We start from the raw sequence: 21,447 nt of genomic DNA on the forward strand, positions 1-21,447 counted from the left end.
ATAACGACCTATTGAGACAGAGGGCACCTGATGGACAAAATTTGGCTGAAGTCGTACCCCCCCGGCGTCCCCGCCGAGATCAATCCCGACCAGTACACCTCGCTCGTCCACTTGCTGGAAGAGTCCTTCCAGAAGTACGCACAGAACAACGCGTATGTCTGCATGGACCGCTTCCTGACTTACGCCGAGCTCGACGAGTGCTCGAAGCGCATGGCCGCCTGGCTGCAAAGCCGCGGCATGAGCAAGGGCGCGCGCGTGGCGGTGATGATGCCGAACGTGTTGCAATACCCGATCGCGATCGCCGCCATCCTGCGCGCCGGCTACACGGTGGTGAACGTCAATCCCCTGTACACCGCGCGCGAACTCGAGCACCAGTTGAAGGACTCGGGCAGCGAAGCGATCATCGTGCTCGAGAACTTCGCGCACACGGTCGAGCAGGTGCTGAAAAACACCGCGGTGCGCCACGTCGTCGTCGCCAGCATGGGAGAACTGCTCGGCGGCGCCAAGGGCATGCTGGTCAACTTCGTCGTGCGTAACGTGAAAAAGATGGTGCCGGACTTCGCGCTGCCGAACATGGTGCGCTTCAAGGACGCCCTGTCCCAGGGCGGCAAGATGCCCTTCGATAAGCCCACGATCAGCGCGTCCGACGTCGCCTTCCTGCAGTACACGGGCGGCACCACGGGCGTCTCGAAGGGCGCCACGCTCACCCACCGCAACGTGATCGCCAACGTGCTGCAGGCCGAAGCCTGGGCCGAACCGGCAAACTCGCAGCCGCCGCACGTGGAGTTCCCGACCATCGTCTGCGCGCTGCCGCTGTACCACATCTTCGCGCTGACCGCGTGTGCCATGTGGGGCATGCGCGTCGGCGCCCTGAACATCCTGATCCCGAACCCGCGCGACATCCCTGGCTTCATCAAGGAACTGGGCAAGTACAAGATCACCACGCTGCCGGCGGTGAACACGCTGTATAACGCGCTGGTCAACCATCCGGACTTCGCCAGCCTCGACTTTTCGATGCTGAAGACGGCCAATGGCGGCGGCATGGCCGTGCAGCAGGCGGTGAACGACAAGTTCAGGCAAGCGACGGGCAAGAGCATCATCGAGGGTTACGGCTTGTCGGAAACCTCGCCGGTGGCCACCTGCAACCGCGCCGACGAGCAGGGTTTTACCGGTACGATCGGCCTGCCGGTGCCCTCGACCGACATCGCCATCCTCGACGACGACGGCAATCCGGTACCGCTCGGCCAGCCGGGCGAGATCGCGATCCGCGGACCGCAGGTGATGGCCGGCTACTGGAACCGTCCGGACGAAACGGCCAAGGTCATGACGGCCGACGGCTTCTTCAAGTCGGGCGACATCGGCACCATGGACGAACGCGGCTACGTGAAAATCGTCGACCGCAAGAAGGACATGATCCTGGTCTCGGGTTTCAATGTGTACCCGAACGAACTCGAAGGCGTGATCGCCGGCCACCCGGGCGTGCTCGAATGCGCGGTCGTCGGCGTGCCGGACGAGCACTCGGGCGAGGCGGTGAAAGTGTTCGTGGTGCGCCGCGATCCGAACCTGACGGAAGCGGCGCTGATGGACTACTGCAAGCAGCAGTTCACCGGCTACAAGAAACCGAAATACATCGAATTCCGCGACGAACTGCCGAAGACCAACGTCGGCAAGATCCTGCGGCGCGCGCTGCGCGACGAACAGCAGACAACGCAAAAGCAAGCAGCCTGACACGCCGGTGTAGTTACCAGCGTGTCGGTTGGCAAAGCCGCCCGCCAAATCGGGCGGCTTTGCATTTATTGGACACACAGCATTCAAGAAGGCGAGGCATCAATGGACAAGTTTTGGCTCAAGTCGTACCAGGCGGGGGTGGCGGCGGAGATCGACCCGACGCAATACCGCTCCCTGACCCATTTGCTGGAAGAGTCCTTCCGCAAGTACGCGGCCCAGAACGCCTTCGCCTGCATGGACAAGGCCATCACCTACGCCGAGCTCGATCGCATGTCGGCCAACATGGCCGCCTGGTTCCAGAGCCGCGGCCTGCAGCCGGGCGCGCGCGTGGCGATCATGCTGCCCAACGTCCTGCAATACCCGGTGGCGATGGCCGCGGCCCTGCGCGGCGGCTACACCATCGTCAACGTCAACCCGCTGTACACCCCGCGCGAACTGCAGCACCAGTTGAAGGATTCGGGCGCCGAGGCCCTGGTGGTGCTCGAGAACTTCGCGCACACGGTGGAGCAGGTGATTGCGAATACACCCGTCAAACACGTCATCGTCGGCACCATGGGCGATTTGCTGGGCGGCGTAAAGGGAACCATCGTCAACTTCGTCGTCCGTAAAGTGAAAAAGATGGTGCCGGGCTGGTCGCTGCCGGGTTCGATCGGTTTCAACAAGGTGCTGGCCGAGGGCGCGCGCCTGACCTTCAAGCCGGTGAAACTCGGGCATGACGACATCGCCTTCCTGCAGTACACGGGCGGCACCACGGGCGTCTCGAAGGGCGCGGTCCTGCTGCACAAGAACGTGCTGGCCAACGTGCTGCAGAACGAAGCCTGGTTCGGTCCTTCTCTCGGCCGCGCACCGAGCGGCCAGCAGCTGCAGTTCATGTGCGCGCTGCCGCTGTACCACATCTATGCGCTCACCGTCTGCGCCCTGCTCGGCATGCGCCTGGGCGGAATGAACGTCCTGATCCCGAACCCGCGCGACATGGACGGTTTTATCAAGGAACTGGGCAAGTACCGCATCAACGTGTTCCCGGCCGTGAACACCCTGTATAACGGCCTGGTCAACCAGCCGGCCTTTGCGAACCTCGACCACTCGAGCTACCTGGTGTGCCCGGGCGGCGGCATGGCGGTGCAGCAGGCGGTGGCCGACAAATGGCTCAAGATTACCGGCACCCCTATCGTCGAAGGATATGGTTTGTCCGAGACGTCTCCGGTCGTCACCGCGAACCGCTGCGACATCACCGATTTCACCGGCACCATCGGCCTGCCGCTGCCCTCGACCGAAGTGGTGATCCTCGACGAAGCGGACAAACCCGTCCCCTTCGGCCAGTCCGGAGAAATCGCCGTGCGCGGCCCGCAGGTGATGGCCGGCTACTGGAAACGCGACGACGAAACGGCCAAGGTCATGACGGCGGACGGCTTCCTGAAAACGGGCGACATCGGCATCATGGACGAACGAGGCTACACCCGCATCGTCGACCGCAAGAAGGACATGATCCTGGTCTCGGGTTTCAACGTGTACCCGAACGAAGTCGAGAACGTCGTCGCTTCGCACCCGGGCGTGCTGGAAGTGGCCTGCGTCGGCGTGCCGGACAAGCATTCGGGCGAGGCGGTCAAGCTGTACGTGGTCAAAAAGGACCCGGCACTGACCGTCGAGACGCTGATGGAGTTCTGCAAGGAAGAGCTGACCGGTTATAAACGCCCGCGCCTGATCGAATTCCGCGAGACCCTGCCGAAGACCAACGTTGGCAAGATCCTGCGGCGCGAGCTACGCGACGAGAAGCAGTCGGCCTGATGGCGTAGGCATCCGTTCTGCCGAGGCACAGGCAGATCATCTTGTGAAACGCGTGGGCTCGAGAGCCCGGTGAACCCGTCATTGATGCCATTGGCATCAATGACCCCGTACGGTGCACATCAGCCAACACGTTTGTCGCAGTCCGCGGCCAGCGTGTAACGTAGGGTGGGCACTTGTGCCCACGCGTTCGCTCCACTCGCACGGAGCTAAAACCGTTTCGACCGCAACGGTCGAATCCCACGGTCAGGCGCGCGCGATCCGCGTCGTCGGACTCCCAAGGGCAAACGACGCCAGTACCGACTGCCCCGACCCCGCATCGCGCACGTCGTCGAGCGCCATGAAGCGCGCATTCGCCGCCCCCGGCGTCAGCTCGATCAGCATGTAGCCGCGCCGGTCGCTGCGCCCGTACAGCATGTGCGGATTGCGCTCGACATTCTCCTGCGTGCGCTGTTGCGGCCGAGAACTCGAGGTAACCGAAGTACCGCACAGCTCCGCCGCCGCCACCGGATTCGCCTTCGACACCGGCCGCGAAAAATCGCGGCGCAGTTCGCTCGCATAAAAGGTGTGCACGTCCCCCGCCAGCACCAGTGGATTTCTCGCGCCGCTGCTCGCCAGCGTATCGAGCAATCGTCTCCGCGCCAGCGGATAGCCATCCCAGCCATCGGTCCAGAAGCGCCCATCCTCGGGAGACTGGATCGGCACGCCGCTCGACTGCGCCATCGGCGTCTGCTGGGCCAGGATGTTCCACTGCGCGCGCGAGGACAACAAACCCTGCGCCAGCCAGGCTTCCTGCTCGGCCCCCAGCATCGTGCGGCTCGGGTCGCGCAGCGCGTCGCAGGCGCGCGCCAGCACCACGTTCGAACCGCCGCGTCCCGGCTTCGAACAGGGCAATGGAGAACGGTACTGGCGGTCGTCGAGCACGTGGAAGCGCGCCAGGCGGCCCCAGTCGTAGCGCTGGAACATGCGGATGGCGCCGAAGCGCCCGTCGCGCGGGACAGGAAGGCGCAGCGGCATGTGCTCGTAAAAGGCTTGATACGCCGCGGCCCGCCGCGCGGCGAAGTCGGGCGAGAGCCGCTCGTCGACGTCGCCGGCGTAGTCGTTGGCCACTTCGTGGTCGTCCCAGGTCACGATCCAGGGCGCGGCCAGGTGCGCCGCTTGTAAATCGCGGTCGCTCTTGTATTGCGCATAGCGCGCGCGGTACTGCGCCAGCGTGAACGATTCGTCGCTGCGGGTCGCCCGGTCCGGATGGCGCAGCCGGTAGGGCCCCCACTCGTAGATGTAGTCGCCGAGGAAGGCGACCAGGTCGGGCGCGGCAGCGGCAATATGGCGGTGCGCGGCGTAGTGTCCGAATTCCCAGTGCTGGCAGGAGGCGACGGCAAGCTTCAGTTTCGACGGCAACGCAGCGCCTGCGGGCGCCGTGCGCGTTCTCCCGACCGGACTGACGGCATCGCCCAGCATGAAGCGGTACCAGTACCAGCGGTCCGGGCGCAAGCCGGCCGGCTCGACATGGACGCTGTGCGCGAGTTCGGGAGCGGCCACGGCGCTGCCCCGCGCGACGATATTGCGGAAGGCCTCGTCCTCGGCCACTTCCCAGCGCACGCTCAAGGCCAGCGGCGGGCTTGACGCCGCATTCAGCGGATCGGGCAGGATACGGGTCCAGAGGATGACCGACTCGGGCAGCGGCGAGCCGGAGGCAACGCCGAGCGAAAACGGATACATCGCGCCCGCCGCACCGGCGCTGCTGGCGACGCCGAGACCGGTGGCGCCGGCCGCCGCCAGCCGCGCCGCATCGAGTAGAAAACCGCGGCGCGCGTTGTTCACTGCTTATGGATGCGAGATCAGCGACTCGATCGGCGGCAGCTGGCGCGGCTTGCGGTCGGGGCCGGTGGCGACATAGGTCAGCGTCGCCTCGGTCACCTTGACGATGTTCGACTGCAGGCGGTTGCGCTCGGCATAGACCTCGACATAGACCGTGATCGAGGTGTTGCCTACCTTGACGATGTCGGCGTAAAACGACAGCAGGTCGCCGACGAACACCGGGTTCTTGAACAGGAAGGAGTTGACGGCAATCGTCGCGACGCGGCCGTTGGCGCGGCGCGTGGCCGGCAGCGAACCGGCGATGTCGACCTGCGCCATGATCCAGCCGCCGAAGACGTCGCCATACACGTTCGCGTCGGGCGGGCCCGGCATCACACGCAGCTGCGGCATCTTTCCTTCCGGCAGGCGGTTGGTATGGACAGGAGCGGTGTTTTCTGGCGTGGTCATCTTGTTTTCTCGTGAAAAGCTACAATCGTCCCGAATTGAACCATAAATCCCGGACCCCTGCCATGCGACGCCATTCCACGAATCCCCCTCCGCCTCCAGACGCGAAAGGCCGACAGCGCAGCGACTGGGCGACCCTGAAAACCCTGTTCCCCTACCTGTGGGTCTATAAATGGCGCGTGATCGCCGCCCTCGGCGCGTTGATCGGCGCGAAAATGGCCAACGTCGGTGTGCCGCTGGTGCTGAAAAAGCTCATCGACCAACTCGCGATCGATCCTGCCCATCCGCAGGCACTGCTCGTTCTGCCGCTGGGCGCGCTGGTCGCCTACGGCCTGTTGCGCCTGTCGACCACGGTGTTTACGGAACTGCGCGAATTCCTGTTCGCGCGCGTGACGCAGCGCGCGGTGCGCACGATTGCCTTAAAAGTGTTCCGCCACCTGCACGCGCTGTCGCTGCGTTTTCATTTGAACCGCCAGACCGGCGGCATGACGCGAGACATTGAACGCGGCACGCGCGGCGTGAATTCGCTGATCTCGTATTCGCTCTTCAACGTGCTGCCGACCCTGGTCGAGATCACGCTGGTGCTGGGCTACCTGGTCATCAACTACGACAAGTGGTTCAGCATCATCACCGCCGTCGCGCTGGCGACCTACATCACCTTTACGGTCGTGGTCACCGAATGGCGCACCCACTTCCGGCGCACGATGAACGACCTCGATTCGAAGGCGAACACCAAGGCGATCGATTCGCTGATCAACTACGAAACGGTGAAATACTTCGGCAACGAGGATTACGAGGCCAAGCGCTACGACCAGGGTTTACAAAGCTACGAGAACGCCGCGGTGCGCTCGCAGACCTCCCTGTCCGTGCTGAACACGGGGCAGTCGCTGATCATCGCCACCGCCGTCACCCTGATCCTGTGGCGCGCGACCGAGGGCGTGATCGCCGGCACGATGTCGCTGGGCGACCTGGTGCTGGTGAACTCGTTCATGATCCAGCTGTACATCCCGCTGAATTTTTTGGGCGTGATCTACCGCGAGATCAAGCAGGCGTTGGCCGACATGGAGCGTTTATTCGGCCTGCTCGACCAGAACCGCGAAGTGGCCGATACGCCGGGCGCGCAGCCACTGGTCGCGCGCGGCGCACGTGTCGAGTTCTCGCACGTCGAATTCAGCTACGAGACCAAGCGGCAAATCCTGTTCGACGTCGACTTCGCCATCCCCGCAGGGACCACGACCGCCGTGGTCGGCCACAGCGGCTCGGGCAAATCGACGCTGTCGCGCCTGCTGTTCCGCTTCTACGACGTGAACCGCGGCGCGATCAGCATCGACGGCCAGGACATCCGCAACATCACGCAAGCCTCGCTGCGTGCGGCGATCGGCATCGTGCCGCAGGATACGGTGCTGTTCAACGACACGATCGAATACAACATCGCCTATGGTCGGCCGGGCGCAAGCAAGGAAGACATCGTCGCCGCGGCGCGTGCCGCATCGATCCACGATTTCATCGAGAGCCTGCCGGACGGCTATGCAACGATGGTCGGCGAGCGTGGCCTGAAACTGTCGGGCGGGGAGAAGCAGCGGGTGGCGATTGCACGGACCTTGCTGAAGAATCCGGCCATTTTGATTTTCGACGAGGCGACGTCGGCGCTCGATTCGAAGTCGGAGCAGGCGATCCAGGCGCAGTTAAAAGAGATCGCGAAGCACCGCACCACGCTGGTGATCGCGCACAGGTTGTCGACGATCGCGGACGCGCAGCAGATCATCGTGCTCGATCATGGGAAGATCGTCGAGCGCGGCACGCATCAGAGCTTGCTCGCGGCGCGCGGTTTATACGCGCAGATGTGGGAGCGGCAGCTGGCGCGGCCGGATGAGGAATTGGCGAGTCCGCCTTTGGAGTTGCAGGGGGAGTGATCGGCGCTGTTGCGTGAGGTGTTATCGGTATTTTTAATCCGCGTGGGCTCGAGAGCCCACCCTACGGTTACCGATAACAGCCAGATCACACGCAACCCGGATCGTTAACCTGTCCCGTAGGGTGGGCTCTCCGAGCCCACGCGGATCAAGCAAACCGGCAGCGCTTCACGCAATAGCGCCACATTCGCATAAACGCATCAATACGTATAAAACATCCGCTGGATATCGCGCGTATTGGTCGTCCTGGTCAAGGCCAGCATCAGCAGGATGCGCGCCTTCTGCGGCGACAGGTTATCCCCCGCCACGAAATCGAGCTCGTCATCGTTCGCCTCGCCATTCCTCGCCACGATGCCCTGGCCGACCCGCGACGAACGCACGATGAGCACGCCCTTTTTGCGCGCGCTCGACAATGCCGGACGCACCTTCGCCGGCAGCGAGCCGTCGCCCACGCCCGCATGCACCAGCCCCTTGGCGCCCGAAGCCACCAGCGCCTCGATCGCCACCGGCCCCACGTTCGCATGCGCGTAGGCGATCTCCACTTGCGGCAGCGCCGACAAATTCATCACGTCGAATTCGGTCTCGACCGTGTGCTTGCGGGCCGACGCCCGATAGAAGAAGGGCTTGCCGCCGACGATGTAGCCGAGCATGCCCAGCTCCGGCGTCTTGAACGTATCGAGGGAGGTCGTGTTCGTCTTGGTGACGTCGCGTGCGCCGTTGATCTGGTCGTTCAGGACGACCAGCACGCCGCGTCCCACGGCGTCCGGCGCGCCGGCCAGCAGCACCGCGTTGTACAGGTTGGCCGGGCCGTCGGCCGACATGGCGGTCGATGGACGCATCGAGCCCACCAGCACCACGGGCTTCCTGCTCTTGACCACCAGGTTCAGGAAGTATGCCGTCTCTTCCAGCGTGTCGGTGCCGTGGGTGATGACGATGCCGTCCACATTCGATTGGGCCAACAAGGTGTTGACGCGCTTGGCCAGGGTCAGCCAGTGCTCGTTGCCCATGTTTTCGCTGGCGATCTGGAACACCTGCTCGCCGCTGACGTTGGCGATCTTCGTCATCTCGGGCACGGCCTGGATCAGCGCCTGCACGCCGACGGTCGCCGCCGTGTAGCCGACGGTGGTGGTGCTGGTGGCGCCGGTGCCGGCGATGGTGCCGCCGGTGGCGAGGATGGTCACGTTCGGCAGTTTGACGGAAGCGGTCTGGGCCTGCGCCGCGAATGCAAGGCAGAACAGGAATCCGAACAGCGCGGCGGCCGAGCGGGCGGTTTGACGGAACAGCATATACATCTCCTTAAATAGGGCGTCGCAAAACTTACAGCTTCTTGTAGACGACGCCGTCCTTCATCACGAATTTCACTTGTTCGAGCAGCTTGACGTCACGCAGCGGATCGCCGTCGACCGCGACGATGTCGGCTGCGAAGCCCGGCTCGACGCGGCCGAGGCGCTGCGCCTGGTCGAGCAGGGTGGCGGCGTGCACGGTGGCGGCGCGGATCGCCTCGAGCGGCGTCATGCCCGCTTCCACCATGTAGCCGAATTCCTTGGCGTTCTCTCCGTGGGGGAAGACGCCGGCATCGGTACCAAAGGCGATTTTCACGCCGGCCTTGTGCGCGCGCGCGAACGTCGCCTGCAGCTGCGGGCCGATCGCGGCGGCCTTTGGGCGCACCAGGGCCGAGTAATAATTCGGGTCCTTCGCCTTGTCCGCGACATAGCGTCCGGCCGAAATGGTGGGAACGTACCAGCCGCCGGTCTTCCTGAACAGGGCCAGGCTCTCGTCATCCATCAGCGTGCCGTGCTCGATCGAGTCGACGCCGGCGCGCAAGGCGCGTTTGATGCCTTCGGCGCCGTGCGCGTGCGCGGCAACCCGGAAACCGTAGTCTTTCGCGGTGCTGACGATGGCGCGCAGCTCGTCCTCGGTGTACTGCGAATTCTGGCCATTCGCCGCCTGGCTCAGCACGCCGCCGGTGGCGGTAATCTTGATCAGGTCCGCGCCTTCCTTGTAGCGGGCACGCACGGCTTGCCGGCCCTGTTCGGGGCTGTCGATCACGCCTTCGACGGGTCCTGGCGTACCGATGGCCTCGCCCAGGAAGTGCGACAGGTTGTTGGTCGGGTCGGCATGGCCGCCTGTGGTGGCAATCGCTTTCCCGGCCGTGAACATGCGCGGTCCGGGAATCGATCCGGCCGCGATCGCGCGCTTCAGCGACACGTTCAGCGCCTGCTCGGCGCCGAGGTCGCGCACCGTGGTGAAACCGGCCAGCAGCGTGCGCTCGGCGTATTTCACCGAGCGGTAGGCCATGTCGGCCGGGTCGGCGGTGAGACGGTCGCGGTAGGCGTCGACGGCCGGCTGGGTCTCGCTAGTGAGATGGACGTGCATGTCGATCAGCCCCGGCAGGCAGGATTTGCCGGACAAATCGATATGGTCCGCCGCTTGCGCCATCGGGCCGACCGATTGAATGGCGCCGTTCTCGATCACGATGCTGACGCGCTCGCGCCAGGTGCCGCTTTTTACGTCGAGCAGACGGCCGCAATCGACCGTCTGCGTGGCGCCCTGGGCGCCGTTCAGTGCAAGCAGCAATCCTGCCGCGGCCAGCTGTTTCATACGCTTGTCTCCCGTCTTCTCATGATGAAAAAAAGGCCTCCCATCGCTGGAAGGCCTCATGTGCGTGCTATCTGCCGATCAGCGCAGCGGAGCGGTGGCGACATCCTTCTGCGGCACCATTTCCTCGAGGTCGCCTTCCCATTTCGCGACGACGGCGGTAGCGATGCCGTTGCCGATGACGTTGGTCGCCGAGCGCGCCATGTCGAGGAAGTGGTCGATGCCCAGCAGGAGCAGGAGGCCGGCTTCCGGGATGTTGAACTGGGCCAGCGTGGCGGCGATCACGACCAGCGAGGCGCGCGGCACGCCGGCCATGCCCTTCGAGGTCAGCATCAGCACCAGCATCATCGTGATCTGGGTCGACAGCGGCAGGTCGATGCCGTAGGCCTGGGCGATGAAGACGGCGGCGAAGGTGCAGTACATCATCGAGCCGTCCAGGTTGAACGAGTAACCGATCGGCAGCACGAAGGCGGCCAGGCGGTTCTTGACGCCGAAGCGCTCCAGGCCCTCCAGGGTTTTCGGGAAGGCCGCTTCCGACGAGGCGGTCGAGAAGGCCAGCAGGGTCGGCTCCTTCAGCAGGCCGATCAGGCGCAGCACGCGCGGGCCGAGGAAGGCCATGCCGATCAGGATCAGGATCACCCACAGCAGCACGATACCGAGGTAGAACTCGGCCATGAAGATGCCGTAGGTCTGCAGCACGCCCAGGCCGCTCTTGGCGACGATGCCGGCCACCGCCGCGAACACGGCGATCGGCGCGAAGTTCATCACATAGCCGGTCACTTTCAGCATGATGTGGGCGACGCCGTCGACCGCGTCGATCAGCGGCGTGGCGCGCGCGCCGACGGCGGCGGCGGCCGTGCCGAAGAAGATCGAGAACACGACGATTTGCAGGATCTCGTTCTTGGCCATGCCGTCGACGATCGAGGACGGCACCAGGTGGGTGATGAATTCCTTGAGGGTCAGGCCCGAAGTGACGATGTCGGTCTTGGTGCCGATTGCCGGCAGGTGGCCCGAGAGCGCCATCGCGTCGCCCGGACGGAACAGGTTCACCAGGACCAGGCCCAGCGACAGCGAAAGGATCGAGGCGATCACGAACCAGCCCAGCGCCTTGACGCCGATACGGCCGACTTCCTTGGCGTCGCCCATCTTGGCGATGCCGACCACCAGGGTCGAGAAGACCAGCGGCGCGATGATCATTTTAATCAGGCGCAGGAACAGGGTCGTCACCAGCGCCATCGTGTCGGCGAAGCCTTTCGGGTCGGCGGTGTTCGCGTTGACGAAGTAGCCGACGACGACGCCCAGCACGAGGCCGATCAGGATATAAGTGGTGAGACGGTTTCGATTGTTCATGGGCTGATTCCTGTTGTCGGCCTGCGCGTTCGGCCCGGCATGCAGGATGGGTCCTGTGCGTGCCGGGGGATCAAAATGGTGGTGGTTCCAAGAGCGAACGGGGGTTCGTTCTGAGTATATTGGCAAGTTCCGCAGTATCCTAGGGGCTGTTAGTGCTGTCAAGCACGCTTAGAGGTATGGCAGGAATGTTGAAACATGATTGAAATCGACAGGGTCAGCAAATGGTATGGCGAGGTCCAGGTGCTCGCCGATTGCAGCACGCAGGTGGCCCGGGGCGACGTCGTCGTGGTCTGTGGGCCGTCCGGTTCCGGCAAGTCGACCCTGATCAAGACCGTCAACGGTCTGGAACCGGTGCAGCAGGGCCTCATTCGGGTCGACGGCGTGACGGTCACGGACCGCAAGACCGACCTGCCGCAGCTGCGCGCGAAGATCGGCATGGTGTTCCAGAACTTCGAATTGTTCCCGCACCTGTCGGTGCGCGACAACCTGACGCTGGCGCAGATAAAAGTGCTGGGACGGACGAAAGGGGAGGCGACCGAACGCGGTTTGCGCTACCTGGACCGCGTCGGCCTGCTGGCGCACCAGGACAAGTTCCCGGCCCAGTTATCGGGCGGCCAGCAGCAGCGCGTGGCAATCGCACGGGCGCTGGCGATGGACCCGGTGGCGATGCTCTTCGACGAACCGACCTCCGCACTCGACCCGGAAATGATCGGCGAGGTGCTCGACGTGATGGTGGGTCTGGCCCAGGACGGCATGACGATGATGGTCGTGACCCACGAAATGGGCTTTGCGCGCAAGGTGGCGGACCGGATCGTCTTCATGGACCACGGCCGCATCGTGGAGGACAGTCTGGCGGACGCCTTCTTCAGCGCGCCGCGCTCGGAGCGGGCGCGGGAATTTTTGGCGAAAATTATCCACTGAATGCGATGGGCGTCACGACCCTACAAACAAGGATCGTCGCGCTGATGCCGCACCGTCGAGATTGTCGGATGGTCGAGGTTTTCATGGAAACGCCAGAAGCACATGGCCATTGCGATGCAATCTCCGATGTTCCAGGCTTGCTGCGAGTTCATACGCCATAGTTTTCGATGGCAAACCAGACGAAGGCTGCGAAAGCAACAATGAAAAGCAGCTGTTGAAGTGCGAGCAGCAGGCGCGCCATCGGAGTGTCGACATCGAACTGGCCGTGCAGATGGGCCACTGCCGCCAGCGCGCCCAGGGCAAGCAAACCCGTCAAGATACTGGCCAGGAACATGATCCAGGACGCGATTACCAGCCAGAAGCCATGAAGGGCGGAAGGGGCATCGCCTCCAATAAAGTCCATGAATGAGATCGACAGAACCAGGGCGCCGCTTGCCAGGGTAATGAGCTGTTTGGCAACTTCGACCATCAGGTCGACAGCGAATTTCTTCGGATTGTCGTCGGGCATGGTCAGCACCAGGGCCGGGGGCAGGGCCACCTGCGGAACGTCCGCACAAGAACGGCGTTCGATATTTCGGTCTCGTTTCGTTGCTCGCTTCGTACTTGGGTGATCACCTTTTCCAAAGCATCCATCACCTGCTCCCGCGTGAGATCGTCGAGTTTTTCCGTCTCGATTGCGCCGAACATGTACTCGAGCGCACGCTTCGACCAGCGTAGCGAATGTTCCTGCGCATGCATACCGAGCCGCGCTGCGACCTCGTCCTGCACCTGGTTGAGCGGTGCATGCGCGGTTTCGACATACTGTGCAATCTTTCTGGACCTGATGAAGCGTTGACGCCTACCCATGGCAGTCCCTTTCCGTATGTAGATAGAAGCCGAAAACAACAATTCCTTTCAATTTGATCGGCAAATGCCCTGGCAGTGCCCTGCACCCCGTTTTTTCAGCCGATTCCTAGTCGCTGAGGCAGACTCATGCGCCCAGGCGCCGCAGTGCTCGTGTGCGCGTCCGGAATGGGTGCAGGTACAATATCGGGGTCCGCAATCCGAGAGCCGCCATGTCCACCATCGAGACCCCCAACTCCATCACCATCACCCGTCCAGACGACTGGCACCTGCACCTGCGCGACGGCGCGGCGCTGGCCAGCGTGCTGCCGCATACGGCGCGCCAGTTCGCGCGCGCGATCGTGATGCCGAACCTGAAACCGCCGGTCACCACCGCCGCGGACGCGCTGGCCTACCGCGAGCGCATCCTGGCCGCGCTTCCTGCGGGCATGCAATTTGAGCCGCTGATGACGCTCTATCTCACCGATAACACCGACCCGGACGAGATCCGCCGCGCCCAGGACACCGGGTTCATCCATGCAGTAAAGCTGTACCCGGCAGGCGCCACCACGAATTCGGACGCCGGCGTCACCGACCTGCGCAAGTGCTACAAGACCCTGGAAGTGATGCAGGAGGTCGGCATGCCGCTGCTGGTGCATGGCGAAGTCACCGACCACGACATCGACCTGTTCGACCGCGAGGCCGTCTTCATCGAGCGCGTGATGCGTCCGCTGCGCCGCGACCTGCCGGCGCTGTCGATCGTCTTCGAGCACATCACGACCAAGGATGCGGCGCAATATGTGGCCGAAGCCGAAGGCCCGATCGCCGCGACCATCACCGCGCACCACCTGCTCTACAACCGCAACGAGATCTTCCGCGGCGGGATTCGTCCGCACTATTACTGCCTGCCGGTGCTCAAGCGCGAGGAACACCGCCTGGCGCTGGTGACGGCCGCCACCAGCGGCGACGAGCGCTTCTTCCTCGGCACCGATTCGGCGCCGCACGCGATCGGCGCGAAAGAGTCGAGCTGCGGCTGCGCCGGCTGCTACACGGCCTTGCACGCGATGGAGCTCTACACGCAGGCCTTTGCCGACGCCGGTGCGCTCGACAAGCTCGAAGCCTTCGCCAGCTTCAACGGCCCGGCCTTCTACGGCCTGCCACGTAATGAAGGCACCGTCACCCTGACGCGCGAATCGTGGACGCTGCCGGCCACCGTGCCGATGGGGGACAACGCACTGGTGCCGCTGAACGCCGGTGAGCGCATCGACTGGAAGATGCTGTAAGTGTCCGCTTTGCCGTCCGAACTTGCCCAGATCGACTGGGCGCGGCCGTGGTACGACGCCGTGCGTCCCGCCTGGGAGGCCCTGGGCCTCGAGGGCGAGGAGTTCGCCGGCGCTTTTAATCGCCACGCCGCCCTGCTGGCGCTGCGCAACCACCGGGATTTGCCGATCAGTTTCGTGCCCCAGGAGTCGCTGCCCGAGGGGATTGCGTACGAAGAGTTCATCAGCGCCACGGGGAAGGTGCCGACGCGCGACAACCTGCACGACTTTTTCAATGGCCTGGTGTGGCAGACTTTTCCGCTCATAAAACGCGAGCTGAACGCCCTGCAGGCGGCGCAGATCGCGGCGGCCGGCGGCAATAAGGCACGTGGTCCGGCGCGCGACGCCGCCACCATTTTTGATGAGAACGCGGCACTGCTGGTGGTGCGCGCATCGAGCGAGGGGCGGGCGCTGGTCGACGAACTGCGCGCGCACTGCTGGGACGCTGCGCTGTTCGAAAAGCGCGCCATGTTCGGCCCCGACGCCCAGCTGTGGCTGTTCGGCCACGCGTTGATGGAAAAGCTGGTCGCTCCGCGCAAGGCGATCACGGCGCATGTGCGCATCGTGTTCGCGCCGGATGCCTGGTTCAGCTTTGACGCCGCCGGCCAGCGCGCCTGGATCGACGACACGGTGGCGCAGCTACTGCGCGCGGAAGGGCTGACTACCTCCAGCTTTACGCCGCTGCCGGTGCTGGGCGTACCGGGCTGGTGGCCGGAGCAGGACCAGGCCTTTTATCTCGACACGACCGTATTCCGCCCAAAACGGGCGGCGTAAATAAACATAAAGGGAGTAGCCATGGTGGACACGGTTCGTTGGGGGATCCTCGGCACCGGCAAGATCGCGCGTGCGTTCGCGACCGCGCTGCAGGATGTCCCGGGCGCGGTCCTGGCCGGCGTCGCCTCGCGCAGTATCGACAAGGCCGAGGCCTTCGCCGCGGAATTCCGCGCCGCCGCCTTCGGCTCCTACGAGGCGCTTGCCGAGGCAGACGGCATCGACCTGGTCTACGTCGCCACACCCCACCCGCAGCACGCCGGGAATGCGATGCTGGCGCTGGGCGCCGGCAAGGGTGTGCTGGTCGAAAAACCGTTCACGATGAACCGGTTTGAGGCCGGGCAGGTCGTCGCCCTCGCGCGTTCCAGGCGCCTGTTCCTGATGGAGGCGATGTGGACCCGCTTCATGCCGGCCCTGGCGCAAGTAAAACGCCTGATCGCGGCGGGCGAGATCGGTTCCGTGCACCAGGTCGTCGCCGACTTCGGGTTTACCGCCACCTTCGGCCCCGAGCACCGCGTCTTCAATCCGGCGCTGGGTGGCGGCGCGCTGCTCGACCTCGGCATCTATCCGCTGTCGATCGCCGCCAGCCTGCTCGGTCCCGTGCGCGAGGTCAAGGCGCAGGCCGAGATGGGACCGACCGGCGTCGACGTGCAGACCGCGTTCACCATGAAGCACGAGGGCGGCGGCATGTCGGTCTGCAGCTGTTCCTTCCAGGCGCGCACGCCGGGCGAGCTGACGGTCTCGGGATCGCGCGGGCACATCCGCATGAACACCATGTTCCACCGCGCGCGTTCGATTACCGTGGCGCTGGAAGACGGCAGCGTGCGCACGATCGACACGCCCTATCTCGGCAATGGCTATGTGCACGAAGCGATCGAGGCGCAGCGCTGCTGGCGCGCGGGCCTTGTCGAAAGCCCCGGCATGACGCACGACGAAACGCTGGCGCTGATGGAAGTGATGGACGAAATCCGGCGCCAGATCGGGCTGCGCTACGCAGCCGACGACGCCGGCTAGGCTCCGCCGCGCCGCGCCGCGGCGTATGCATGTTGACAACATATCGCGATCGGCGAGTAGCGTAGGGTGGGCGGAGAACCCGCCCACCCTACGAACCCCGTTCAGACCTTCAGGAACTCCTCGCGTCCGCCCAGCCAGCGCGCCAGGTGCGCATCGACGATCTCCACATTCGGCCCGGTCTCGCTCTCCAATAAACTCGCCGCGATATCGCGCGCATGTTCGACTAACCACTGGTCGGTCTCCAGGTCGGCAAAACGCAGCATCGCCTGCCCCGACTGGCGCGCGCCCAGGAATTCGCCCGGTCCGCGGATCTCCAGGTCGCGCCGCGCAATTTCAAAACCGTCGGTCGTCTCGCGCATCGTCAGCAAGCGCTGTTTCGCCACCTGGCCCAGCGGGCTCTGATACAGCAGCAGGCAGACGCTGGCCGCCGATCCACGCCCGACGCGCCCGCGCAGCTGGTGCAGCTGCGACAAGCCGAAACGCTCGGCATGTTCAATGACCATCAGCGAGGCGTTCGGCACGTCGACCCCGACCTCGATCACCGTGGTCGCCACCAGCACGTGCACCTCGGCAGCCGTAAACGCATCCATCACCGCCTGCTTCTCGGCCGGCTTCATGCGTCCGTGCACCAGGCCGACCTGCAAATCGGGCAGGGCTTCGGCCAGGGTCTCGTAGGTCTCCGTCGCCGTCTGCAGCTGCAGCGCTTCCGATTCTTCGATGAGCGGACACACCCAGTACACCTGCCGCCCTTCGAGCGCGGCCGCGTGCACGCGCTCGATGACCTCGTCCCGCCGGTTCTGGTCGATGGCGCGGGTGACGATCGGGCTGCGGCCCGGCGGCAGCTCGTCGATCACCGACACCTCGAGATCGGCGTAATAGGTCATGGCCAGCGTGCGCGGGATCGGCGTGGCCGACATCATCAACTGGTGCGGCACCAGGCCCTCGCTGCCCTTGTTGCGCAGCGTGAGGCGCTGGCCGACGCCGAAGCGGTGCTGCTCGTCGACGATCACCAGGCCCAGTTTGGCGAACTGCACCGTGTCCTGGATCAGCGCGTGGGTGCCGACCACCAGCCGCGCTTCGCCCGACTCGACCATCTCGTTGGCCGCCGTCTTGTCCTTCTTTTTGAGGCTGCCGGTCAGCCAGGCGACCTTGACGCCGAGCGGCTCCATCCATGCCGCGATTTTACGAAAATGCTGTTCGGCGAGGATCTCGGTCGGCGCCATCAAGGCCGCCTGGTAGCCGGAGTCGATCGCCTGCGCGGCGGCCAGGGCCGCAACGACCGTCTTGCCGCTGCCGACGTCGCCCTGCAGCAGGCGCTGCATCGGATAGCCCTCGCGCAGGTCGGCGCGGATCTCCTGCAGGACCCGTTGCTGGGCGCCGGTGAGGGAAAACGGCAGGGCGCCCAGCAGTCCCTCGGTCATCTGGCCCAGCGCGCGCAGGTGCGGCGCGCCCTTGTCGCGGCGCGCGCGCTGGGCGCGTTTCAGCGACAGCTGCTGCGCCAGCAGTTCGTCGAACTTCATGCGCGTCCAGGCCGGATGCGACTTTTCCATCAGCGCGTATTCGTCGACATCGACCGGCGGATAGTGCAGCAGTTTCACGGCCGGCTGGAAATCCATCAGGTCCATCTGGCGGCGAATGGCCGGCGGCACGGTGTCGGTCCAGTCCACGCGCCGCATCGCCTCGGCAATCGCACGGCGCAGGATCGGCTGCGACAGGCCTTCTCCCGACGGGTACACCGGCGTCAGGGAAGTCGGCAGCGGCGCATTCTCGTTGACGACTTTATAGGTCGGATGCACCATCTCGGCGCCGAAGAAGCCGTGCTTGATTTCGGTGCGCGCGCGCACGCGCACGCCTTCGGCCAGCTGTTTCACCTGGCTGCCGTAGAAATTCATGAAGCGCAGCAGCAATTCTCCGCTGTCGTCGGCGATGGTCACCAGCAGCTGGCGCCGCGGTTTCAGCGCGATCTCGTTCTTGATGACGACGCCCTCGACCTGCGACACATGGCCGCCGCGCAGGCAGGCCTCGCGGATCGGCACGATTTTCGTCTCGTCCTCGTAGCGCAGCGGCAGGTGCAGGATCAGGTCCATGTCGCTGCGCAGGCCGAGCTTGGCGAGCCTGGTTTGTGTCGTTTTCGGAGCGGGAGGAGTCTTGGGAGCGGGCATAGATGCAGCAGTTTGGCCGTGGTCAGCGTAAAATAGAGGGTTCGCCGCACGTACTTGGGGCCATATTGTAAGGCTGCCAGCACTTATTTTCCCAGAATTGAAGACAATGTACTCGCTTTCCGATTTCGATTTCGACCTGCCGCCCGAGCGCATCGCGCAATTGCCCCTGCCTGACCGCAGCGCTTCACGCCTCCTGCAACTCGATGGCGAGCACATCACCGACCGCCATTTCGCCGACATCGTCGACCAGTTGCAAGCCGGCGACCTGCTCGTGATGAACAACACGCGCGTATTAAAAGCGCGCTTCTTCGGCGTGAAGGAGAGCGGCGGGCAAGTGGAGGTGCTGGTCGAGCGCGTGCTGGACAACCGCACCGTGCTGGCCCAGGTGCGTGCCTCGAAGTCGCCGAAGCCCGGCAACCGCATCCGCCTGGCCGACGCCTTCGACGTCACCGCCGGCGAGCGCGCCGGCGAATTCTTTACGCTTCATTTCGAGGGCGACGTGTTCGAGCTGATCGAAGCACACGGCCGCCTGCCGCTGCCGCCCTATATCGAACACACGGCCGACGAATTCGATGAGCAGCGTTACCAGACCGTGTATTCGAAGGAGCCGGGGGCGGTCGCCGCGCCGACCGCCGGCCTGCATTTCGACCAGCCGCTGCTCGATAAACTGGCGGCCAAGGGCGTGAACTTCGCCTACGTCACCCTGCACGTGGGCGCCGGAACCTTCCAACCGGTGCGCGTGGAGGACCTCTCGCAGCACAACATGCACACCGAGTGGTACACCATCGGGCAAGAGACGGTCGACGCCGTGCGCGCTGCGAAAGCGGCCGGGCGCGATGTGGTCGCCGTCGGCACCACGAGTCTGCGCGCGCTGGAATCGGCCTCGCAATCGGGTGAACTCGTCGCCGGCAGCGCCGACACGGCGCTGTTCATCACGCCGGGCTACAAGTTCAGGACGGTGACGCGCCTGATCACCAATTTTCACCTGCCGAAGTCGACCCTGCTGATGCTGGTGTCGGCCTTTGCCGGTTACGCCGAGATCCGCAAGGCCTATGCCCATGCGATCGCCAACGAATACCGTTTCTTCAGCTACGGCGACGCCATGCTGCTGACAACCCAATCACGTCTATAACACCCGATGCTCGAATTTACGCTCCTCAAAAAAGACACCAGCGGCCTGTCGCACGCGCGCCGCGGCCGTTTGAAAGTCAACCACGGCACCATCGAGACGCCGATCTTCATGCCGGTCGGGACCTACGGTTCCGTCAAGGCCATGGACCCGGTCGAGCTGAAAGAAGTCGGCTCCCAGATCATCCTCGGCAACACTTTTCACTTGTGGCTGCGTCCCGGCACGGAAGTGCTGAACAAGTTCGGCGGGCTGCATGGCTTCATGGGCTGGGATAAACCGATCCTGACCGACTCGGGCGGCTTCCAGGTGTTTTCGCTGGGCGCGATGCGCAAGATCACGGAAGAGGGCGTTACCTTCGCCTCGCCGATCGACGGTTCGCGTAAATTCCTGTCTCCGGAAGTGTCGATGCAGATCCAGCGCGCGCTCAATTCGGACATCGTGATGCAGTTCGACGAATGCACGCCCTACGAGATCGACGGCCGCGCCGCCACCGCAGAGGAAGCGGCGAAATCGATGCGCATGTCGCTGCGCTGGGCCCAGCGCTCGATGAACGAATTCAAGGGCGGAGAAAATCCGAACGCGCTGTTCGGCATCGTCCAGGGCGGCATGTACGAGCACCTGCGCGACGAATCGCTGGCGGGCTTGCAGGACATCGACTTCCCGGGCCTGGCCATCGGCGGCCTGTCGGTGGGCGAGCCGAAGGAAGACATGAAGCGCATCCTGGCCCACGTCGGCCCGCGCCTGCCGGAAAACAAGCCGCATTACCTGATGGGCGTCGGCACGCCGGAAGACCTGGTCGAAGGCGTGGCCAACGGCGTCGACATGTTCGACTGCGTGATGCCAACCCGGAATGCCCGTAACGGCTGGCTGTTCACGCGCTTCGGCGACGTCAAGATCAAGAACGCGCGTTATAAAGAAGACACGGGGCCGCTGGACGAGTCCTGCGACTGCTACTGCTGCAAGAATTTTTCGCGCGCGTATTTGCACCACCTGCACCGTTCGAACGAAATCCTGGGCGCGCGGCTGAATACGATTCACAACCTGCACTATTACCTGAAACTGATGCAGGAGATCCGCGACGCGATCGACGCCGATGGCTTCCACGGCTTCCGCCTGAAGTTCGCAGCCGATCGCGCCCGCGGGGTGTGATGTTGTAGGGTGGGCACTCCGTGCCCACGCGGTCATGCCGGGGCGGACCGTACAAAATGATCTCGCCCCCAATTTCCACCTTGCAATTTATGAATGTCATTCCCACATGGTGCGGAATGGCCGCTGGCAGTTCGCCGGTGCTAGAATACAGCGCTGTTTTTTTTATCTCACAATCGGAGTCCTTGTGTTCATTTCCAACGCGTACGCGCAAACCACCACCGCTGCCGACCCTGGCCTGATGGGCAACCTGACGACCTTCGCTCCGCTGCTCATCATGTTCGTGGTCATGTACTTCCTGATGATCCGTCCCCAGCAGAAGCGCCAGAAGGAAATGAAGTCGATGATGGAAGCGCTGGCCAAGGGCGACGAAGTCGTCACCGCCGGCGGCATCCTGGGCCGCGTGGTGCAGGTGAAAGACGCCTACGTCACCCTGGAAGTGGCGACCGGTACCGAAATGGTCGTGCAGAAGAACGCAGTCACCACGCTGCTGCCGAAGGGTACCCTGAAGTCCCTGTAAGCCTGCGCCG

General features: G+C 64.2%; 18 protein-coding genes. 10 read left to right on the forward strand and 8 right to left on the reverse strand.

Going from position 1 to position 21,447, the window contains the following annotated elements; all coding sequences use genetic code 11:
- The first annotated feature begins 30 nt into the window (after positions 1-30).
- Complete coding sequence (locus tag ACI48I_RS23510) at positions 31-1,728, forward strand: long-chain-fatty-acid--CoA ligase (RefSeq protein ID WP_193687550.1); 1,698 nt, start codon at positions 31-33, stop codon at positions 1,726-1,728.
- Between the two features lie 102 nt (positions 1,729-1,830).
- A complete protein-coding gene (locus ACI48I_RS23515) occupies positions 1,831-3,513 on the forward strand; it encodes a long-chain-fatty-acid--CoA ligase (protein ID WP_498575650.1) in 1,683 nt (560 codons plus the stop codon).
- A 243-nt stretch (positions 3,514-3,756) separates the two neighbouring features.
- Here ACI48I_RS23515 and ACI48I_RS23520 read toward each other — a convergent pair whose 3' ends face one another.
- Complete coding sequence (locus ACI48I_RS23520; protein WP_498575651.1) at positions 3,757-5,334, reverse strand: alkaline phosphatase D family protein; 1,578 nt, start codon at positions 5,332-5,334, stop codon at positions 3,757-3,759.
- A 3-nt stretch (positions 5,335-5,337) separates the two neighbouring features.
- Complete coding sequence (locus tag ACI48I_RS23525) at positions 5,338-5,778, reverse strand: acyl-CoA thioesterase (RefSeq protein WP_136221782.1); 441 nt, start codon at positions 5,776-5,778, stop codon at positions 5,338-5,340.
- 62 nt (positions 5,779-5,840) lie between these two features.
- Between ACI48I_RS23525 and ACI48I_RS23530 the strand changes: the two genes are divergently transcribed.
- Positions 5,841-7,688, forward strand: coding sequence for an ABCB family ABC transporter ATP-binding protein/permease (locus ACI48I_RS23530; protein WP_498575652.1), 1,848 nt, complete (start codon positions 5,841-5,843; stop codon positions 7,686-7,688).
- Positions 7,689-7,885: 197 nt separating this feature from the next.
- Here the strand turns inward: ACI48I_RS23530 and ACI48I_RS23535 are convergent, their stop codons facing one another.
- The 3 genes from ACI48I_RS23535 to ACI48I_RS23545 form a co-directional block, all read right to left on the reverse strand.
- A complete protein-coding gene (locus ACI48I_RS23535) occupies positions 7,886-8,971 on the reverse strand; it encodes a type II asparaginase (RefSeq protein WP_193687547.1) in 1,086 nt (361 codons plus the stop codon).
- Between the two features lie 31 nt (positions 8,972-9,002).
- A complete protein-coding gene (locus ACI48I_RS23540) occupies positions 9,003-10,286 on the reverse strand; it encodes a metal-dependent hydrolase family protein (protein WP_193687546.1) in 1,284 nt (427 codons plus the stop codon).
- A 78-nt stretch (positions 10,287-10,364) separates the two neighbouring features.
- Complete coding sequence (locus tag ACI48I_RS23545) at positions 10,365-11,633, reverse strand: dicarboxylate/amino acid:cation symporter (RefSeq protein WP_193687545.1); 1,269 nt, start codon at positions 11,631-11,633, stop codon at positions 10,365-10,367.
- A 195-nt stretch (positions 11,634-11,828) separates the two neighbouring features.
- On the opposite strand from ACI48I_RS23545, the gene ACI48I_RS23550 reads away from it, so the two are divergent.
- On the forward strand, positions 11,829-12,554 hold the full coding sequence (locus tag ACI48I_RS23550; protein ID WP_498575653.1) for an amino acid ABC transporter ATP-binding protein: 726 nt from the start codon (positions 11,829-11,831) through the stop codon (positions 12,552-12,554).
- 148 nt (positions 12,555-12,702) lie between these two features.
- Here ACI48I_RS23550 and ACI48I_RS23555 read toward each other — a convergent pair whose 3' ends face one another.
- Both ACI48I_RS23555 and ACI48I_RS23560 read right to left on the reverse strand, forming a co-directional pair.
- Entirely contained in the window at positions 12,703-13,062 is a 360-nt protein-coding gene (locus ACI48I_RS23555; RefSeq protein ID WP_193687543.1) for a hypothetical protein, read from the reverse strand.
- 2 nt (positions 13,063-13,064) lie between these two features.
- The gene (locus ACI48I_RS23560; RefSeq protein WP_193687542.1) at positions 13,065-13,400 is read right to left on the reverse strand and encodes a hypothetical protein; all 336 of its coding nucleotides are present in this window, start codon (positions 13,398-13,400) and stop codon (positions 13,065-13,067) included.
- Positions 13,401-13,609: 209 nt separating this feature from the next.
- Here ACI48I_RS23560 and pyrC point away from each other — a divergent pair, with 209 nt between their 5' ends.
- The 3 genes from pyrC to ACI48I_RS23575 are packed head-to-tail and all read left to right on the forward strand — an operon-like array spanning position 13,610 to position 16,480.
- A complete protein-coding gene (gene pyrC, locus ACI48I_RS23565) occupies positions 13,610-14,659 on the forward strand; it encodes a dihydroorotase (protein ID WP_498575654.1) in 1,050 nt (349 codons plus the stop codon).
- Positions 14,660-15,469 (forward strand): DUF3025 domain-containing protein, encoded by an 810-nt coding sequence (locus ACI48I_RS23570; protein WP_498575655.1) that lies wholly within the window; start codon positions 14,660-14,662, stop codon positions 15,467-15,469.
- A 21-nt stretch (positions 15,470-15,490) separates the two neighbouring features.
- Positions 15,491-16,480, forward strand: coding sequence for a Gfo/Idh/MocA family protein (locus ACI48I_RS23575; RefSeq protein ID WP_193687539.1), 990 nt, complete (start codon positions 15,491-15,493; stop codon positions 16,478-16,480).
- 101 nt (positions 16,481-16,581) lie between these two features.
- On the opposite strand, the gene recG is transcribed toward ACI48I_RS23575, so the two are convergent.
- Positions 16,582-18,642 carry an ATP-dependent DNA helicase RecG gene (gene recG, locus ACI48I_RS23580; RefSeq protein WP_498575656.1) on the reverse strand — a complete coding sequence of 687 codons (2,061 nt, stop codon included), beginning with the start codon at positions 18,640-18,642 and terminating at the stop codon, positions 16,582-16,584.
- Positions 18,643-18,748: 106 nt separating this feature from the next.
- On the opposite strand from recG, the gene queA reads away from it, so the two are divergent.
- From queA to yajC, 3 genes are all read left to right on the forward strand, one after another.
- Positions 18,749-19,774 carry a tRNA preQ1(34) S-adenosylmethionine ribosyltransferase-isomerase QueA gene (queA, locus tag ACI48I_RS23585; protein ID WP_498575657.1) on the forward strand — a complete coding sequence of 342 codons (1,026 nt, stop codon included), beginning with the start codon at positions 18,749-18,751 and terminating at the stop codon, positions 19,772-19,774.
- 6 nt (positions 19,775-19,780) lie between these two features.
- The gene (gene tgt / locus ACI48I_RS23590) at positions 19,781-20,920 is read left to right on the forward strand and encodes a tRNA guanosine(34) transglycosylase Tgt (RefSeq protein ID WP_193687536.1); all 1,140 of its coding nucleotides are present in this window, start codon (positions 19,781-19,783) and stop codon (positions 20,918-20,920) included.
- Positions 20,921-21,104: 184 nt separating this feature from the next.
- Positions 21,105-21,437 (forward strand): preprotein translocase subunit YajC, encoded by a 333-nt coding sequence (gene yajC / locus ACI48I_RS23595; protein WP_193687535.1) that lies wholly within the window; start codon positions 21,105-21,107, stop codon positions 21,435-21,437.
- The last annotated feature ends 10 nt before the right edge of the window (positions 21,438-21,447 follow it).

It is taken from the genome of Massilia sp. LXY-5 (assembly GCF_059801075.1).